The following is a 15,401-nucleotide window of genomic DNA, read 5'->3' as shown; positions in this document are numbered from 1 at the left end:
TAAAGTGCCCCGTCCTTTAAAACACCTATTCATCTCCAGATGATAGCTATTTAAGGAAGGGGCTTTAATAATTTCATTTTCTAGTGTTGCTTCATCCATTCACAAAGAGCACGTACGGTTTCACGATTTTTAGCTGGCGGGTATTGATGTGCATAATGAAGGTCATACCATGTTTCGTAAGTTTTATTAGCATCCTCTAAGAAAAATGCCAGTTGTCTAGCATGCTCTATATCCACATTCTCATCCTGATAGCCATGAATAATTAACACTGGAGCTGTTATATGCTCTACTTCAAACAAAGGTGTACGAGCATCATAGGCTTCCGGTACACGGTTTGGTGTTCCTCCGATAACGCGTTTCATCATCCGTCGCATATCTGTACGTTCCCAGTAAGTGGCCGTTGCATCAGAAACCCCAGCCCATGTCACAACGGAAGTAATATCCCTTCGTAAAATTGCTGTCCATAGAGCCATGATGCCTCCACGCGAAAAGCCAAAAACATGTATATTATCATTACAAAATTGCTTCAGTACATCGACTGCAAAAACAGCATCATAACGGTCTGCCCCTGCAAACTCATCTTTGCCCTCGCCACCTCTATTTCCACGATAATAGGGTGCAAAGACGATAAAGCCTTGAGCGGCAAATTGGGCAATACGTGAGGGTCTTACCATACCTATGCTTTGCATACCCCCTCTTAAATATAAAAAGCCATCATATGTACCCTCAGTCTTCGGCTCTGCTAGAAGTCCTTTTATCCGCAAACCCTGTGACATATAAGTGATTTCTGTTAATCGTATTGCTGGATTGGGTGAAGGATAGGCACGCTTTTCAACGATATCACCATTTTTTGTCACGTCGTTTCAACTCCTCCAGCATTTTCTTCATCCCTTCATCCTTCATATGAAAGCTCAAGTTTGGATGACGGGTAAATTCCTCATCAGATAACCACAGCATACCGGATGTTTCTAAATCAAATTCAATGTCCTCCTGCCCAGCAAATTGTGCAGTAAAAACGGTTTTACAAAATAATATGTCATCATGAACCGCATATTCTGCAAACCATTGAAGATTTTTCACACGGACACCAGTTTCTTCAAATACTTCCCTTATAGCTGCATCCTCTAGCGTTTCGCCTTGCTCCAATTTGCCTCCTGGCACCTCGACACCACGTCGTTTATGAATAGTACATAGCCACTTATTTTGATGCTTTAAAAAAACAAGGACGTGTTTGGGTTCTACGGTAAATTCCCCTCTCGTAAAACTCAAATCTACGCGCAGGCCATGTAAATCTGTAAATGTTAACATATCTTCAACCTCACGTTCTTTCTTGCTGAATAACAGTAGTCATTTTTCACTGCCTTCACTTACAGGCATCGCGAATTCCTAATTTCTGTTTAGTTGGGATTGGATTTTTCACTAGGTGCAAAATCATTTAATTCCCTCTAGCTAATCTAAGTTAACTATAGAATAATCATACAGAAACAAGCAACTTTAATATAGTGTAAGCAAGCAAAAAAGCGCGCTTCAAATGAAGACACGCTTTTCATTAAATGACTCGTTCACCATCGAAATAAACAACCGGATTTTTCACTACACAATCAATATGGACATCCGCTGCATTTGCTCCACCGAATGGGACATTGCTACCGAATGCGATATGGATTGTCCCATAGACCTTCTCATCTTCTAGTACATTCCCACATAACATAGCACTTTTATTAGCTCCAATACCGAACTCTGCGATGATCCGACCATTCTCTTCGCCAAGTAATTCCAGCAATCGAGGACCATCAGGACCAATTGCTTCTACTAATCGTCCATTAGAAATTTTCAATAATAATGGTTCCTTTAAGACACCAATATTAGCAATAGAACCATCCACTAAAATTTCACCATTTGCAGATGACTCTATTGGCGCAATATAGGATTCACCGGAGGGAATATTACCATGCTCTCCTGCTTGGCGAATAACGCCAGTCGAACGAATGCCTAAACGGTTTTCTACACTAAATGTTAGCTCATGACCATCCTTAACAATTCGAATTCCTGCCGCCTTATCGAGAAGCTGGACATATTTTTCTACCATTTCCTCAATCTCTTGCGCATCTGCATGAAGCGCACCTTGTTCAAGCATCTCCAACGTAATACCTGGCATAGTCGCTACACGTCCACCTTTTTCACAGGCATTTTTACGAGCCGCTGTATGTGTCAAGGAGTGAGAGGTCAAACAAAGTGAGACATCAGCATTTGCCATCAGCGATGAAACTGCATGAATAGGCTCCTGCCCTGATTTTTCCAATAACGGCATAACCATAAGCATGGTATTAGCCGTTATTGTTAGTCCAGCCTCATAAAAGATTGTTGCTAAGTCTTGCTTTTGAACATCTGTCAAAATTAAAAGCGTTTCTGACGATTGAACATTTAAATGATCTTTTAATACCTTCAGTGCAATATCATGTAAATGCTGCATTGTAGCACCCCTTAATTAAAATTCAAATGATATCTACGAATGATTCCTTCTATTTCAGTTCTAGCCTCCGTTAAAGGCCCTAAAAATTCTGGTACTCGTTGTTCAGTAAAACGGTAGATGGGGCCAGAAACAGTGATAGAGGCTACGACCTTTTCATCACTATTAAATATAGGCATAGCGAGTGCCAATACATCAACGGAATATTCACTGTTACTGAGCGCATAACCACAGCTACGTATTTTTTCAAGCTCCAACCGTATGTCATTTGCATTCGTCATCGTATTGGTCGTATAAGCGGTTAGCGGTTCATCAATAACTTTAGAAATTTGCTCATCACTTAGGAAAGCAAGCATAGAACGATAGGAAGCACCTACATAAAGCGGAGATCTACTTCCTCTTGAAACAGTAAACTTCACCTTATTCACTGGCTCTGCTTTTAATAAAGTTAACGCTTCCAATCCATTTAAAACTGTAAATATGGCGGTTTCACCAGTAACATCCTTTAAGTTATCAAGAACAGGCATACATAGCTGATCTATGTTTAATGAATCATACATATTCATACCAATTTCCCATAATGCAATACCCAAGGAGTACTTTTTGGTTACAGGATCCTTTGTAATAAACCCATTATTCTCAAATGTTTCGAGAATGCGATACAAATTTGTATGATTCATGTTCATCGCCATCGCTAACTCTCGACCACCCCATACTGGCTTTTCCTTTGTAAACATCTTTAAAACTGCAATTGATAAATTTAACGTCTTTAGCATATCTCTCATCCTTTTGATCTATTTATCTGTACAAGCGGCTGCAAATCCCTCTCTTAAGGGGGATTAATTGAAAGATTTAACAGCCGTCAGCACCTGATATCACTTTATCAAAAGTAAGAGAGTAGCTAATCTCTTACTTTTGATAGAGGAAATCAATCGCAGCCGTAATATATACTTTTGCACAGCGTACGATATCCTCAACACGCACTTTTTCATTATACCCGTGTATGCTTGGTAAATAGGCCGGCCCGTATTGTAAAACCGGAATATCATACTGTCTGAAATGTCGAGCATCACTGCTTGCCCATTGCATAACACCATAAGCTTCTAATCCTGTTACAAATGAAATATTATCCACAATCGATTGGCAAACGGGATTTTCAGCTGGTGTATAATTGGCTACACTTTTGAAACCAAAACGTCTGATCGAATACTCAATGTCTAAGGCATCTAATTTATTCTTCAGGATTTCTGTTACTTCCTCCTGTGTAATACCGAATGGTAAGCGACAATCGACCTGTACCTTACAATAATCTGGGATAACATTGGACTTCGTACCTCCCTCAATTGTACCAATATTTACAGTAATTTTCTCTAGTACTTCTTGATATTTCAGGCGGTCTTTCTCCACTTCACGCATATATTTTTTCGATACTTCTATTAGTGGCTGTACTTCTTCAGGAATGACAATATTCATATCCCATAATGTGCGAATTTCTTGAATAGCTCGGATTGCATCATTAATTGCATTACGACCCGCTAAAGGTGATAAGCTACCATGTCCAGGTTCCCCATGCACTTCTAATTCAAACCAGTAGGAGCCTTTTTGCCCAATTGTCGGATTTAATGGAGATGAAGGCTCTGCAATTAAACATCCATCACCCTTAACTAAACCTCGCTCCAACAACCAAGGAACACCAAATTCCCCACCAGTTTCTTCGTCAGGTACAATGGCTAATGTTAATTTTCCTGGCAATTCAATATTCAATTTCTTGAGTAGTTTTGTTGCAAAAATAATACCTGCTAAACCTGCTTTCATATCGCTTGCACCACGCCCAAGCATCCAACCATCCTTCACTTCTCCAGAGAAAGGATCAAAATCCCATTTAGATAAGTCTCCAACAGGCACAACATCTGTATGTCCACAATAAACAAGTTCTTTGCCTTCATCATTTCCAATAGAAGCTACTAAATTAAACATTTTATCCGCGGCCTCATATTTTTGGTAAGCAATGCCTACATCATTTAGATAGTGCTCGATAAAGGCTGTTATTTCAGTCGTATCTCCTGGAGGATTCACACTTGGAATTTGAATGAGTTTCGAACAAAAATCAATTAACTCTTCTTGATGATTTTCCACTTCATCTACTAGTTGCATTTTTAGTGCTTGTAAGTCATTCATGTGCTTGTACCTCATTTCCTTTAGTTTGTAAATGCTTCATGCTACCGTATAAATTTTTCATATGTGTAAACTGCTTTTGATCAAAGAAAGAGCATTTATGAGCACCGTACGTTTTCGCCACTTCTAAGACAAATCGAACAACATTCTCTACGTCTGTCACATGTGTTGCACCTGTTGCACAGCCTGCCACGATAGATTCGGTTGTAATTGCTACCCCTACAACAGGACTTGATGTCGCCACAGCAGGTTGTAAAATACTATTGATATGGAATAAACCATTCCCATATGGGGTAATGTCTTGCATTGTTAGCGGCAGTACAACTGGTGCAATACCTGCTGATTGTGTGTAAATTTGCAGCAAATCATCACTAATTTTTAATATGTAACCTTCTTTAACTGTTGGTGTAATGGCAAATCCTTTATGGTTACATACTTGGTTACCTTTTGTCGTATCAATCGAAAGAATAGCATCCATTGTTTCTTCCACTTCATTCTCGTTCATGACGCTAATATCGACTGGTGAATTCATAAATGGCACTGGCTCATGTGGTAAAGTGGGGGCAGTTGGACAAATATGAGTGGAGAAAATTACATCCCCCTCTAACTGGTCACCTTTTAAAGCCATATCAATCGCTTTTGCTGCGCCGGCCATACAGGCTAGTGCACCATCTCCATCCGATACAAAGCCCGTCATTTCAGGGCGTGCCCCGATACCGCCTAAGCGACCGATGATACCTAATGTAGGAGCATGGCCCCCTGAGGATTTACCATTTTTACCTTTCACTAGAACGCGGACAAAATCGGTTGAGCCATTTTCACCTTTAATAGTTTTAACTACTACATCTGCTGCTGGATTGATATTGTGTAAATACTCTTTCATCACCTCACCATTTACATACATACTATCCATTACCTCGTATAACTCCATAACATGCTTCAATGACATAATTAGTCCGCTCCTTTTTCTATCCAAAAATTTTATTCATTATGATTTATAAGGTTATATTGTAGATGCTTCTTGCTGAATAGCTTTCCATAAATGACATGATACTTGATGGGTTGCTGTCACCGTATCGAGTGTTGGTTGCTCTTCTGCACATTTGTCTGTGGCAAAACGACAACGTTTATGGAAAGCACAGCCACTCGGAGGATTCACGGGACTTGGAACATCCCCTGTTAAAATAATTCGTTCCTTTGTATCAAAAGGATTTTCCTTAGGGATAGCTGATAACAAAGCCTGTGTATAAGGGTGTTGAGGGTGATCATAAATTTCTTTATATGTGCCCATTTCAACAATTTTGCCTAAATACATCACTGCAATGCGATCACACATATAATTCACGACATTGAGATCATGTGAAATAAAAATATAGGTTAAACCAAAATCTTTCTGTAAATCTTTTAATAGATTGATGACTTGTGCCTGTACAGATACATCTAAGGCGGATACAGGTTCATCACAAACAACTATATCCGGTTGAAGTGCAAGCGCCCGTGCAATATTAATGCGTTGCCTTTGTCCTCCTGAAAACTCATGGGGATAGCGCTTTGCATGATAAGCACTCAACCCTACTGTTTCAAGTAGCTCCATGACACGCTTTTTACGTGATGATTCATCACCTATCCCATGTATCACTAATGGTTCAGCAATTAAATATTCAATCGTTTTACGAGGATCTAGTGATGCATAGGGATTTTGGAAAACCATTTGTATCGATTTTCGAGCAGAGCGAATATCCTTCGTATTTAAGCTTGCTAAATCGGTTCCCTTAAACTCAACGATACCCTCAGTTGGTGCTATTAATTGGTTGATTAAACGAGCAACCGTCGATTTCCCACAGCCCGATTCACCCACAATCCCAAGTGTTTCTCCTTTAAATAATTCAAAGCTTACTCCATCTACTGCTTTCACAAATTGTGTGGACTTTCTAAAAGGAATTGAGCTCTTAATAGGAAAATGCTTTTTTAAATTATTTACCTTTAAGATCAATTCATTGGGCTGTTGCATGAAAAACCCCCACCTTTCTAGCGACAATTTGATCTTTTGATTGCAAATGGCAGGCTACAAAATGATTGTCCTGAACTTCCACTAAATCGGGTATTGTACTATGGCATAGATCCGTTGCTAAAGGGCAGCGAGCTGCAAAATGACAACCACTTTGTGGCATGGTTAGATCGGGTGGACTTCCTGGGATGGCTGGCAACCTTTGCTGTCCTTGAGTCCCCATCGTAATCTGCGACTCTAATAAACCCCAAGTATAGGGGTGTAATGGTTTTTCATAGAGCTGCCTTGTTGTAGTCGACTCCACTGTACGACCTGCATACATGACATTCACTTTGTCACAAAGCTCCCAAACTACACCTAAATCATGCGTAATCATAATAATGGCCGTATCATGTTCTTGCTGTAATTTTTTCATCAAATCAAGAATTTGAGCCTGTACAGTTACATCCAATGCTGTAGTGGGCTCATCAGCAATAAGTAGCTTTGGATTACAAGCAAGCGCGATAGCAATCATGACACGTTGACGCATCCCACCTGAAAATTCATGAGGATACATTTTCAAACGCTTTTCCGGCTCCGGTATCCCTACCATTTTCAGCATATCCACAGCTTTTATTGCTGCATCCTTCTTGGATATATGCTCATGCGCTTGGATCACTTCTAAAATTTGATTGCCCACTGTTAAAACGGGATTTAGACTCGTAATAGGGTCTTGAAAAATCATCGACATTTCATTACCTCTGACATTCCGCATTTCCTTTTCTGAAATCCCTATTAAATCACGCCCATTAAAACGAATTACTCCGTTCGTTATTTTTCCTGGCGGAGATGGAATTAAACGCATGAGAGCAGTGGCAGTAACACTTTTTCCCGATCCAGACTCGCCAACAATTCCTAGCGTTTCCTTCTTATTTAATTGTAAATTAACTCCATTAACAGCTTTCATTGTAGAGCCACCACTCTTAAATTCTACTGTCAAGTTTTCTACATCTAGTAAACGTTCAGTCATGACGCCATCCCCTTTCATTAAACTTTCATTTTCGGATCTAATGCATCACGTAATCCATCTCCTAACAGGTTTATACCAAGGACTGTTAATAAAATACAGATACCTGAAAATGTCGCCATTTGAGGATTTAATACTAAAAAGTCTTTACCATCCTTTAAAATGCTACCCCATGAGGCTGTTGGAGGCTGTACCCCTAACCCTAAAAAGCTAAGTGCAGCCTCCGAAATAATAGCGCCTGCTGTACTCATCGTTCCATAGACAATCAATGGAGCTAAACAGTTGGGGAGTATATGACTAAAAATGATTCGTGAATGTGTAGCCCCTAAAGAATGCGTCACCTCAATAAACTCTTCTTCTTTTACACTTAAAACCTGACCACGAACAAGCCTAGCAAACCCCGGAATATTGGCTATACCAATAGCAACTATAACGTTTACAAGTCCTTGTCCTAATACTGTCATTAGCGTAATAGCTAATAAAATGAATGGAAAGGCGAAAAGGCCATCCATCGTGCGCATGATAATGGAATCACTACGCCCTCCAAAATATCCCGCAACAAGACCGAGTAATGTCCCAAACACAGCACCAAATAACACTGCTGCAATTCCGACAATCATAGATATTCGCGTTCCATAAACTAAACGACTAAACAAATCTCGACCATAGTTATCCGTTCCAAGCAAATGTCCTTCGGTATTCATGGGTAAAAATGATTTACCAACAGTCATTTCATTTGGTGGATGGGTTGCAATTAATGGAGCGAAGATAGCAACAATGGCCATCAAGGATACAATCACTAACCCAATAGTTGCTAATTTATTTTTAAGCAACTTTCGTAACAATGTATTTCTTTTTCTAGTTTCATTGACAACTGCTTGAGTCATTGTTATTTCTTCCCTCCATTCGATTCAAGATTGACCTTTGGATTCACAACCTTATACAACACATCAACGATTAAGTTAATAAGGACAAAGATAAAGGCAATGAAAATAACTGTACCTTGTACAACGACAAAGTCACGTTTATCTATCGCATCTACAATCAGTCGACCCATCCCAGGCCAGCTAAAAATCGTTTCTGTTAAAACGGCACCACCTAGTAAATTAGAAATTTGCATACCTAGTACCGTTAAGATTGGCGTTAAAGCATTTTTAAACGCATGCTTCCCAATAACCAAATATTCTTTTATGCCCTTAGAGCGTGCTGTTTTAATATAATCTTGTGAAATGACCTCTAGCATACTCGAACGTGTAATACGAGCGAAAGTCGCCATTGGAATTGTTGCTAAAGCAAAGGCTGGTAAAATTAAATGCTTTAAATATGACCAAAAACCTTCACTCATATTCCCCATTCCAGTCGCAGGGAACCAGCCAAGATTGACACTAAAGAATAAGACAAGCATGATTCCTAACCAAAAAATTGGCATGGATACTCCTACTAGTGACACAAGCATGACCACATAATCAATGATCGTATTTTGTTTTCTAGCTGCCAATATACCTGCTGGGATTCCAATTACGACAGCTATTAATAAGGCTGCTAGTGCAAGTACAACTGTATTTGGGAATCTTTCGATAATAAGTCCCAAAACAGACTCACTATAAGAATACGAATAACCCAAATTTAACTGCGCTAAGTCGCCTACATATGAAATAAATTGTGAAGGCATTGACTTATTTAATCCTAGTTCTTCTCTTAAATTCTCTACATCTTCCACACTAGCCTGGGGACCAAGCATGACAGAAGCCGGATCACCGGGAATCATTCGCGTAATAATAAATACGATGATACCCACTACTAACAGTGTTGGAATAAGGTTTACTAACCTTCTTAATATAAATGAGCCCATCTTATTAAGACCTCCTTTTCATTATTAGAATCAGTGGTTCATATTGTGAATAACTAAATACTACACCTAGCGATAATTATTTGTAAATATATTTTTTCTGAATTTTTTTAATTTTATATTTACTTCCTGTTTACAAATGTGCTACTTTTATTTCGAACCTACCATTTTTGAATCAACGGTTCATATTGTGAAACAAAATAAAGGAGGCTAGCACGGATGAAGAAAATAAACGTAAAAAAATCTTTCCTACTTTTCTTTTTAACTTTAATGATTGCTGTTTTAGCTGCTTGTGGTGGGAATACAGAAAAAAATGACTCATCAGATGAAAAAGATGGAGAAGTGACTTCTGGAGGCTCATTAAATGTTGGTCTTTCAGCGAATGCCAAAACGTTTGACCCGATCAAATATACGGGGGTTTATGAATCACAGGTAATGCGTCAAATGGGTGATACTTTAGTTGTGTATAACAAAGATCTGTCGGATATTATCCCCTCTTTAGCAACGGAATGGAAAGTATCAGATGATATGTTAGTGTATACGTTCCAATTACGTGAGGGAGTAAAATTCCAAAAGGGACAATACCAAGATGGTCGTGAGATGACAGCTGAAGATGTGAAATATTCATTAGAACGTTCTGCTAAGGAATCGGCTATGAATCGGCTTAGTGGCGTGACAGAGGTTAAGGTACTATCTGATTATGAAGTAGAGATTCACTTAGCTACTCCTAATGCTGCCCTACTTGCTATGCTAACTGATGCTGGGAATATCATTATTCCAAAAGAAGAGATTGAAGGATGGGGCGATAAATTTTCTGAGCATTTCGTTGGTACCGGTCCATTCCAGCTAACTGAATGGAAAAAAGACCAGGAAGTAAAACTGGCACGCCATGAAAATTATTGGGGAGACAAGCCAAATCTCGACCATTTAACAATGAAATTTATATCCGACCAGAATATGATGACCAATGCATTACGTTCAGGTGATATTGATATCGCGATGGACGTAAAAGGCCAAAATCGAGAAATTATCAATCAAGATAGTAATCTTGAGCTGTTAACAAATCCGGGCTTATCCATTGTTTACCTGGATCTCAACAATAAAGTAGGTCCAACTGCTGACAAGCGTGTACGTGAAGCCATTTATATGGCAACAAATGTTGAGGAAATCATTTCAGGTGTTAATCAATGGGGTGGTGGTGATGTTTCCTATTTACCATTACCTCCAGGTTCTTGGGGCTATGATAAATCCTTAGTCGATATGGTACCGAAATATAATCCTGAAGAAGCTAAAAAATTATTAGCGGATGCCGGCTATGCTGACGGCTTCAAAACAGAAATTTACGTATCAGAGGCACGTGTTCCTTACGCAACGATTTTCCAAAGTCAATTGAAGAAAAATTTAAATATAGATGTTGAAATTAAAGTCCTTGAATGGGGTACTTACAGTGATACAGTAGCAAAGGGCAATGCTCCAATGAATATTGGTGGGTGGACTTGGTATCCAGATCCATATTTCTTCCTCTATCAATTATTCCACACAAATCAAATCGGAGCGTTAGGTAATGGTAAAGGCTACAGCAATCCAGAGGTTGATAAATTATTGGAGCGTGCTGTATCCGAAACAGTCGTACAAGAAGAACGAGCAAAATTATACCAAGAGGCATTAAAACTAATACTAGCGGATGTTCCTCGTATCGAATTAGAAGCAACGCAAACTGTTGCAGGCGTAAATAAACATGTACAGGGCTTTGAAGTTTCAGCTGATAACTCTGTTCAAATTGTTCATCCAAATGGTACGAACGTATCCATTTCAAAATAACTCAACTAGAAAAGTGGAGATTCTTGTCTCCGCTTTTCTCTTCATAAGGAGAGATCTGATCCGATGACTCGATATATAAATGGGCTTGTCTTTAACTCTGACACGCGTAGCTTTGATAAACAGTCATTCCAAGTGCAAGGAGAATATTTCGAACAAGCTACACATACTGCCGAGAATGAAATAAATTTAGATGGCTATTATATTACTCCTGGCCTTATCGATAGTTGTTCACAAATTGGTTTAGCTGAAATTGGCATTCGATGGGAAGGTGATGATAGCTATGAATTTGATTCGCACTTACAATATTCAGTTATTGATGGCATTTACCCCTTTGATGGTGCCTTTCAAAAGTCTGTCTCACATGGGGTTACAGCATCGCATATTGTTCCTTCTCCCAAAAGCTTAATTGGTGCCAAAACGGCTATCATTCATCATACACATACAACGGTAGATGAAATGATGATTGCAAAAGATGTTGCATATTCCTTTTCTATCGGGCACCAAGCAAAAAGTACATTTTTTGCTGAAAAGAAAAAGCCATTGACTCGTATGGGCATTGCTAAAATCTTAAGGGACACACTCCAACAAATTCAACAACAGGAACCTTCCATCCATAAAATTGTTGTACGGGCCCATAAAGCTGTCGATATTGAATTAATTCATCGACTACAACAAGAATTTAACAATGCTTTTGACTTTCATATTATTCATGGCACGGAAATTCCTCTTGTTGAAGAGACAGCTTTCCATACGGTTATTGCTGGGCCGACATTCCGTTATATTGAGCATAATGAGATGATGGAGCTTTCACCAAAACTGTATCGTCAGCTATTCACTCAAACAATTCCATTTGTTTTTTGTACAGATCATCCAGTTAGTAGCACATCCCATCTAACATTAGAAGGTTGTTTAGCTGTAAGAGAAGGTATGTCACGCTCCGATGTTCTCTATACATTGACAACGGGCGCTGCTAACTTCCTTGGCATTGCCCATAAAACTGGTGCTATTCGTGATGGCCTTTATGCTGATTTTGTAATCTGGGATAAACATCCATTAAATTTAGATGCACAGGTTATCGCTACTTTTATTAAAGGGGAAAAAGTTTATGCAACGGAAGAAGGTATGTCAAAATGAACATTTATCATCATGCAACGTTTCTCACAGTTAATGAACAAAATGATATTTTTGAACAGCTATGGGTTGAAGACGGACGCATTGTTTATGTAGGGCCAGCCAAAGAAATCCCCCCTTATGCGCACTTAATCGATCTACAGGGAGCATATGTCACACCAGGATTAATTGATATCCATGCACATGTAGGAACATGGGCAGAAGTAACTGAAGATATTAATGATGCTAATGAATATAGCGAACCATTTACGCCGCTTATGCATGCTTTAGACAGTGTTGATATTCGCCATTTCTCCTTTCAACATGCCCTTGAAGGTGGCGTGACAACTGTACAAACTGGTCCGGGTAGTGCCAATGTTATTGGTGGTATTTGGAGTATCCTGAAAACAGCAGGTCCCACTCTCGCTTCTCGCGTCCTAGTAGAACGAAGTGGATTAAAAGGAGCCTTAGGGGAAAATCCAAAGAACGTCTTTGGCAATCAATATAAACGAAAGCCAATGACCCGTATGGCGATTGCTCAGCTGCTACGGGATGGCTTCCAACGGGCTAGTCTGCTGAATGAACAGGAGCAAGCTGAAGAGGTATCCCAAAATTCCGAATTACGACCATTTATTGAGGTACTCCGTGGAGAAATGCCCCTTCGTCTTCATTGCCATAGAGCAGATGATATTATGACCGCTATACGAATTGCCAAAGAATTTAATGTGAAGCTCCATTTAGAGCATTGTACAGAAGGCTATCTTATTATTGATGCAGTAAAAAATAGTGGATTCCATGCAACACTTGGTCCCTATATGTTAACCCCATCTAAATATGAAACCCGGCATTCTACACCAGCTATTGCTGCGATATTTAAGGAGCATAGTATTCCTTTTGCTATCATGACAGATCATCCCTTTGTACCCATTCAGTACTTAAAGTATTGCGCCTCTGAAGCAATTCGTTATGGGTTAGATGAACAAACAGCTTTAAAAAGCATTACGATACATGCCGCTAAGCTTGTACAGCTTGATCATCGAATTGGTAGTCTTGAGGAAGGTAAAGATGCTGATTTTGTTGTGTGGTCTCACCCTATTTTTGAAACCGAAGCGAAAGTACTACAAACATATGTAAACGGAGAAAAATATTTTGAAGCGGAGGAAGCACAATGGAACACTCAAAAATTGCCATTGTAACTATTGGTCAAGCTCCTCGTAAAGATATGGCGGAGGATATTCAGCATTTAAGACAAGATGGCCTCCATGTTCATGAATTTGGTGTCCTTGATTCCCTATCACCATCTGAAATTGCAGCGCTATCTCCCTCACAGGAAGACACTGATGTTTTAGTGACTCTCCTGACAAATGGTCAGCAGGTAAGGTTAAGTAAAGCAAAGCTCATGCCTTATATTCAGCAATGCCTTCATGATCTCCATGGCTTTACTTGGATTTTACTAATGTGTACAGGCGATTTTACCAATAAACTATCCTTTAAAAATCTTTTACTCCCGGATCGTATGATGACTAATTTAGTGAAAGGCCTTCATACGGAATTAACCATTGGTTTAATAGGCCCTGAGCCTGATCAACAAATAACGGTTGCAGAAAAATGGCAAAAAGCGCATTTTGACGTGAACTTCTCAGCAAGTTCACCTTATTACTTTAATGCACACGATTTATTAGCAAAGGCACAGCAATTAGAATATGAGGGTGCTGATTTGCTCATTCTTGATTGTATGGGCTATTCCACGCCGATGAAAAAAATGATTAAACATCAACTGAATATACCTGTCATCGTCCCACGTGAAGCTGTTTTTACTATATTAAAGGCAATATGTTAATATCCTCTACTGAGGTGATTGATTTTCACTGAGAGTGGCGACACTCAAAGTGAAAATCAATCCCCATTAGACTCTCTTATTGAAATAAGGTAGCTGCTCCACAAATGACTTCGTTTCCTCATCTCCATACTCATGAACTAATGCATAAATTTTCATCAATCTTAAATCAATTTCATCATTTTCTCTATCTAAGTGATATTGGATATACGGTAACTGTGCACGCCACGCATTGGAAATTTCTAGCAATTGCATTTGCTGAAAAATTTTCTCAAAAACATCTAATGCTTGTCGATCCACATTCAGTTCAAAATTCCAAGGCCCTGCATATGGATTCGTATAATAGGTTCTATTGGCAAGTGAAAAATATACACGCTGACGATCCATCATTACGATTCACTCCTTTTCCCATAGTATGGAGAGAATGATGTTGTTTTATTCTTTGGAATGTCAAACTTCCTTCACAATTAAAATGCCCATATCACTTATAATAAGTATGATGAACAAAGAACGGAGTGAGTATGATGAGTTTAACTACGCTCTTAATCGTCGCAATCATCATCGTTATTATTATCACTATTGCGACAGTTATCAGTGTCAACCGTGCCTATGCTTTTAAACATACCGTTGATGAAAAACCTAAACAAAGCTATCATCAAGAGGAGAACTAGCAAGTCATTCATTATTTATAAATTTTATTAATTGAATTTGGAGTGAAAGCAATGGGTGTACCATTACCAATTATTATTATGATTGCTATGATGATGTTAATGTTCGGTCTTTCTGTCATTTTCATTATCAAGAAAAAAAATACTATCTTTACGCAAACAATTGACGTAAAGCCAGAACAATTTACATCGCAACAAGAGGAAGAACAACGATGAAATATCCCTTTATTTGGCTCATTAAGTTTTACAGAAAATACATCTCACCTATGACGCCACCTACTTGTCGTTTCCATCCCACATGTTCTTCTTATGGCCTCGAAGCTTTTCAAAAGCATGGGGCGCTAAAAGGTTTTATTCTAACTATTACACGTATATCCAAATGCCATCCTTTTCATCCTGGTGGCTTTGATCCAGTGCCAGAAAAATGGCCTTCGAAAAAGAATTAATTTTCGGAGGT

Annotated in this window: 18 protein-coding genes; 7 read left to right on the top strand and 11 right to left on the bottom strand. The window is 39.0% G+C overall.

What is annotated here, in order from left to right:
• Window positions 1-80 precede the first annotated feature (80 nt).
• From PI85_RS00165 to PI85_RS00120, 10 genes are all read right to left on the bottom strand, one after another.
• On the bottom strand, window positions 81-857 hold the full coding sequence (locus PI85_RS00165; protein ID WP_008180377.1) for a S9 family peptidase: 777 nt from the start codon (window positions 855-857) through the stop codon (window positions 81-83).
• Complete coding sequence (locus PI85_RS00160) at window positions 841-1,308, bottom strand: NUDIX domain-containing protein (RefSeq protein WP_036119746.1); 468 nt, start codon at window positions 1,306-1,308, stop codon at window positions 841-843. Before PI85_RS00160 ends, PI85_RS00165 begins: the two co-directional genes overlap by 17 nt.
• A gap of 241 nt (window positions 1,309-1,549) precedes the next feature.
• On the bottom strand, window positions 1,550-2,473 hold the full coding sequence (locus PI85_RS00155) for an aminopeptidase (RefSeq protein ID WP_036119748.1): 924 nt from the start codon (window positions 2,471-2,473) through the stop codon (window positions 1,550-1,552).
• 11 nt (window positions 2,474-2,484) lie between these two features.
• On the bottom strand, window positions 2,485-3,246 hold the full coding sequence (locus PI85_RS00150) for an IclR family transcriptional regulator (RefSeq protein ID WP_036119751.1): 762 nt from the start codon (window positions 3,244-3,246) through the stop codon (window positions 2,485-2,487).
• A gap of 133 nt (window positions 3,247-3,379) precedes the next feature.
• A complete protein-coding gene (locus PI85_RS00145; RefSeq protein WP_036119752.1) occupies window positions 3,380-4,648 on the bottom strand; it encodes a M20 family metallopeptidase in 1,269 nt (422 codons plus the stop codon).
• A complete protein-coding gene (locus tag PI85_RS00140) occupies window positions 4,641-5,594 on the bottom strand; it encodes a DUF1177 domain-containing protein (RefSeq protein WP_036119755.1) in 954 nt (317 codons plus the stop codon). The genes PI85_RS00145 and PI85_RS00140 overlap by 8 nt, the downstream gene beginning before the upstream one ends.
• 54 nt (window positions 5,595-5,648) lie before the next feature.
• Window positions 5,649-6,656, bottom strand: coding sequence for an ABC transporter ATP-binding protein (locus PI85_RS00135; RefSeq protein WP_036119758.1), 1,008 nt, complete (start codon window positions 6,654-6,656; stop codon window positions 5,649-5,651).
• On the bottom strand, window positions 6,640-7,662 hold the full coding sequence (locus PI85_RS00130) for an ABC transporter ATP-binding protein (RefSeq protein WP_036119761.1): 1,023 nt from the start codon (window positions 7,660-7,662) through the stop codon (window positions 6,640-6,642). The genes PI85_RS00135 and PI85_RS00130 overlap by 17 nt, the downstream gene beginning before the upstream one ends.
• A gap of 17 nt (window positions 7,663-7,679) precedes the next feature.
• A complete protein-coding gene (locus PI85_RS00125; protein ID WP_025117467.1) occupies window positions 7,680-8,546 on the bottom strand; it encodes an ABC transporter permease in 867 nt (288 codons plus the stop codon).
• 2 nt (window positions 8,547-8,548) lie between these two features.
• Complete coding sequence (locus PI85_RS00120; protein WP_008180362.1) at window positions 8,549-9,511, bottom strand: ABC transporter permease; 963 nt, start codon at window positions 9,509-9,511, stop codon at window positions 8,549-8,551.
• A gap of 216 nt (window positions 9,512-9,727) precedes the next feature.
• Here PI85_RS00120 and PI85_RS00115 point away from each other — a divergent pair, with 216 nt between their 5' ends.
• The 4 genes from PI85_RS00115 to PI85_RS00100 all read left to right on the top strand — a co-directional run bounded on the left by PI85_RS00115 (window position 9,728) and on the right by PI85_RS00100 (window position 14,279).
• Window positions 9,728-11,329, top strand: coding sequence for an ABC transporter substrate-binding protein (locus PI85_RS00115; protein WP_036119769.1), 1,602 nt, complete (start codon window positions 9,728-9,730; stop codon window positions 11,327-11,329).
• A gap of 63 nt (window positions 11,330-11,392) precedes the next feature.
• Complete coding sequence (locus PI85_RS00110; protein ID WP_036119772.1) at window positions 11,393-12,463, top strand: amidohydrolase family protein; 1,071 nt, start codon at window positions 11,393-11,395, stop codon at window positions 12,461-12,463.
• Window positions 12,460-13,635 (top strand): amidohydrolase, encoded by a 1,176-nt coding sequence (locus PI85_RS00105; RefSeq protein WP_036119775.1) that lies wholly within the window; start codon window positions 12,460-12,462, stop codon window positions 13,633-13,635. Before PI85_RS00110 ends, PI85_RS00105 begins: the two co-directional genes overlap by 4 nt.
• Window positions 13,608-14,279, top strand: a complete 672-nt coding sequence (locus PI85_RS00100; RefSeq protein ID WP_036119777.1) for an AroM family protein — start codon at window positions 13,608-13,610, stop codon at window positions 14,277-14,279. The genes PI85_RS00105 and PI85_RS00100 overlap by 28 nt, the downstream gene beginning before the upstream one ends.
• A 66-nt stretch (window positions 14,280-14,345) precedes the next feature.
• Here PI85_RS00100 and PI85_RS00095 read toward each other — a convergent pair whose 3' ends face one another.
• Window positions 14,346-14,663 (bottom strand): hypothetical protein, encoded by a 318-nt coding sequence (locus tag PI85_RS00095; RefSeq protein WP_008180353.1) that lies wholly within the window; start codon window positions 14,661-14,663, stop codon window positions 14,346-14,348.
• Between the two features lie 134 nt (window positions 14,664-14,797).
• On the opposite strand from PI85_RS00095, the gene ytzI reads away from it, so the two are divergent.
• Genes ytzI through yidD form a run of 3 tightly spaced genes read left to right on the top strand, consistent with a single transcriptional unit; the run spans window position 14,798 to window position 15,390 of the window.
• Entirely contained in the window at window positions 14,798-14,947 is a 150-nt protein-coding gene (gene ytzI, locus PI85_RS24165; RefSeq protein ID WP_225316113.1) for a YtzI protein, read from the top strand.
• A gap of 51 nt (window positions 14,948-14,998) precedes the next feature.
• Window positions 14,999-15,160: a hypothetical protein gene (locus tag PI85_RS24565; RefSeq protein ID WP_200878362.1), complete on the top strand. Its 162-nt coding sequence runs from the start codon at window positions 14,999-15,001 to the stop codon at window positions 15,158-15,160.
• A complete protein-coding gene (gene yidD, locus PI85_RS00090; RefSeq protein ID WP_008180348.1) occupies window positions 15,157-15,390 on the top strand; it encodes a membrane protein insertion efficiency factor YidD in 234 nt (77 codons plus the stop codon). Before PI85_RS24565 ends, yidD begins: the two co-directional genes overlap by 4 nt.
• Window positions 15,391-15,401: the final 11 nt, after the last annotated feature.

Source organism: Lysinibacillus sp. A1, assembly GCF_000801965.1.
Classification (GTDB): domain Bacteria; phylum Bacillota; class Bacilli; order Bacillales_A; family Planococcaceae; genus Lysinibacillus; species Lysinibacillus fusiformis.
Note: the sequence above shows the minus strand (reverse complement) of the source record. Positions and strands in the feature narration are given on the sequence as shown.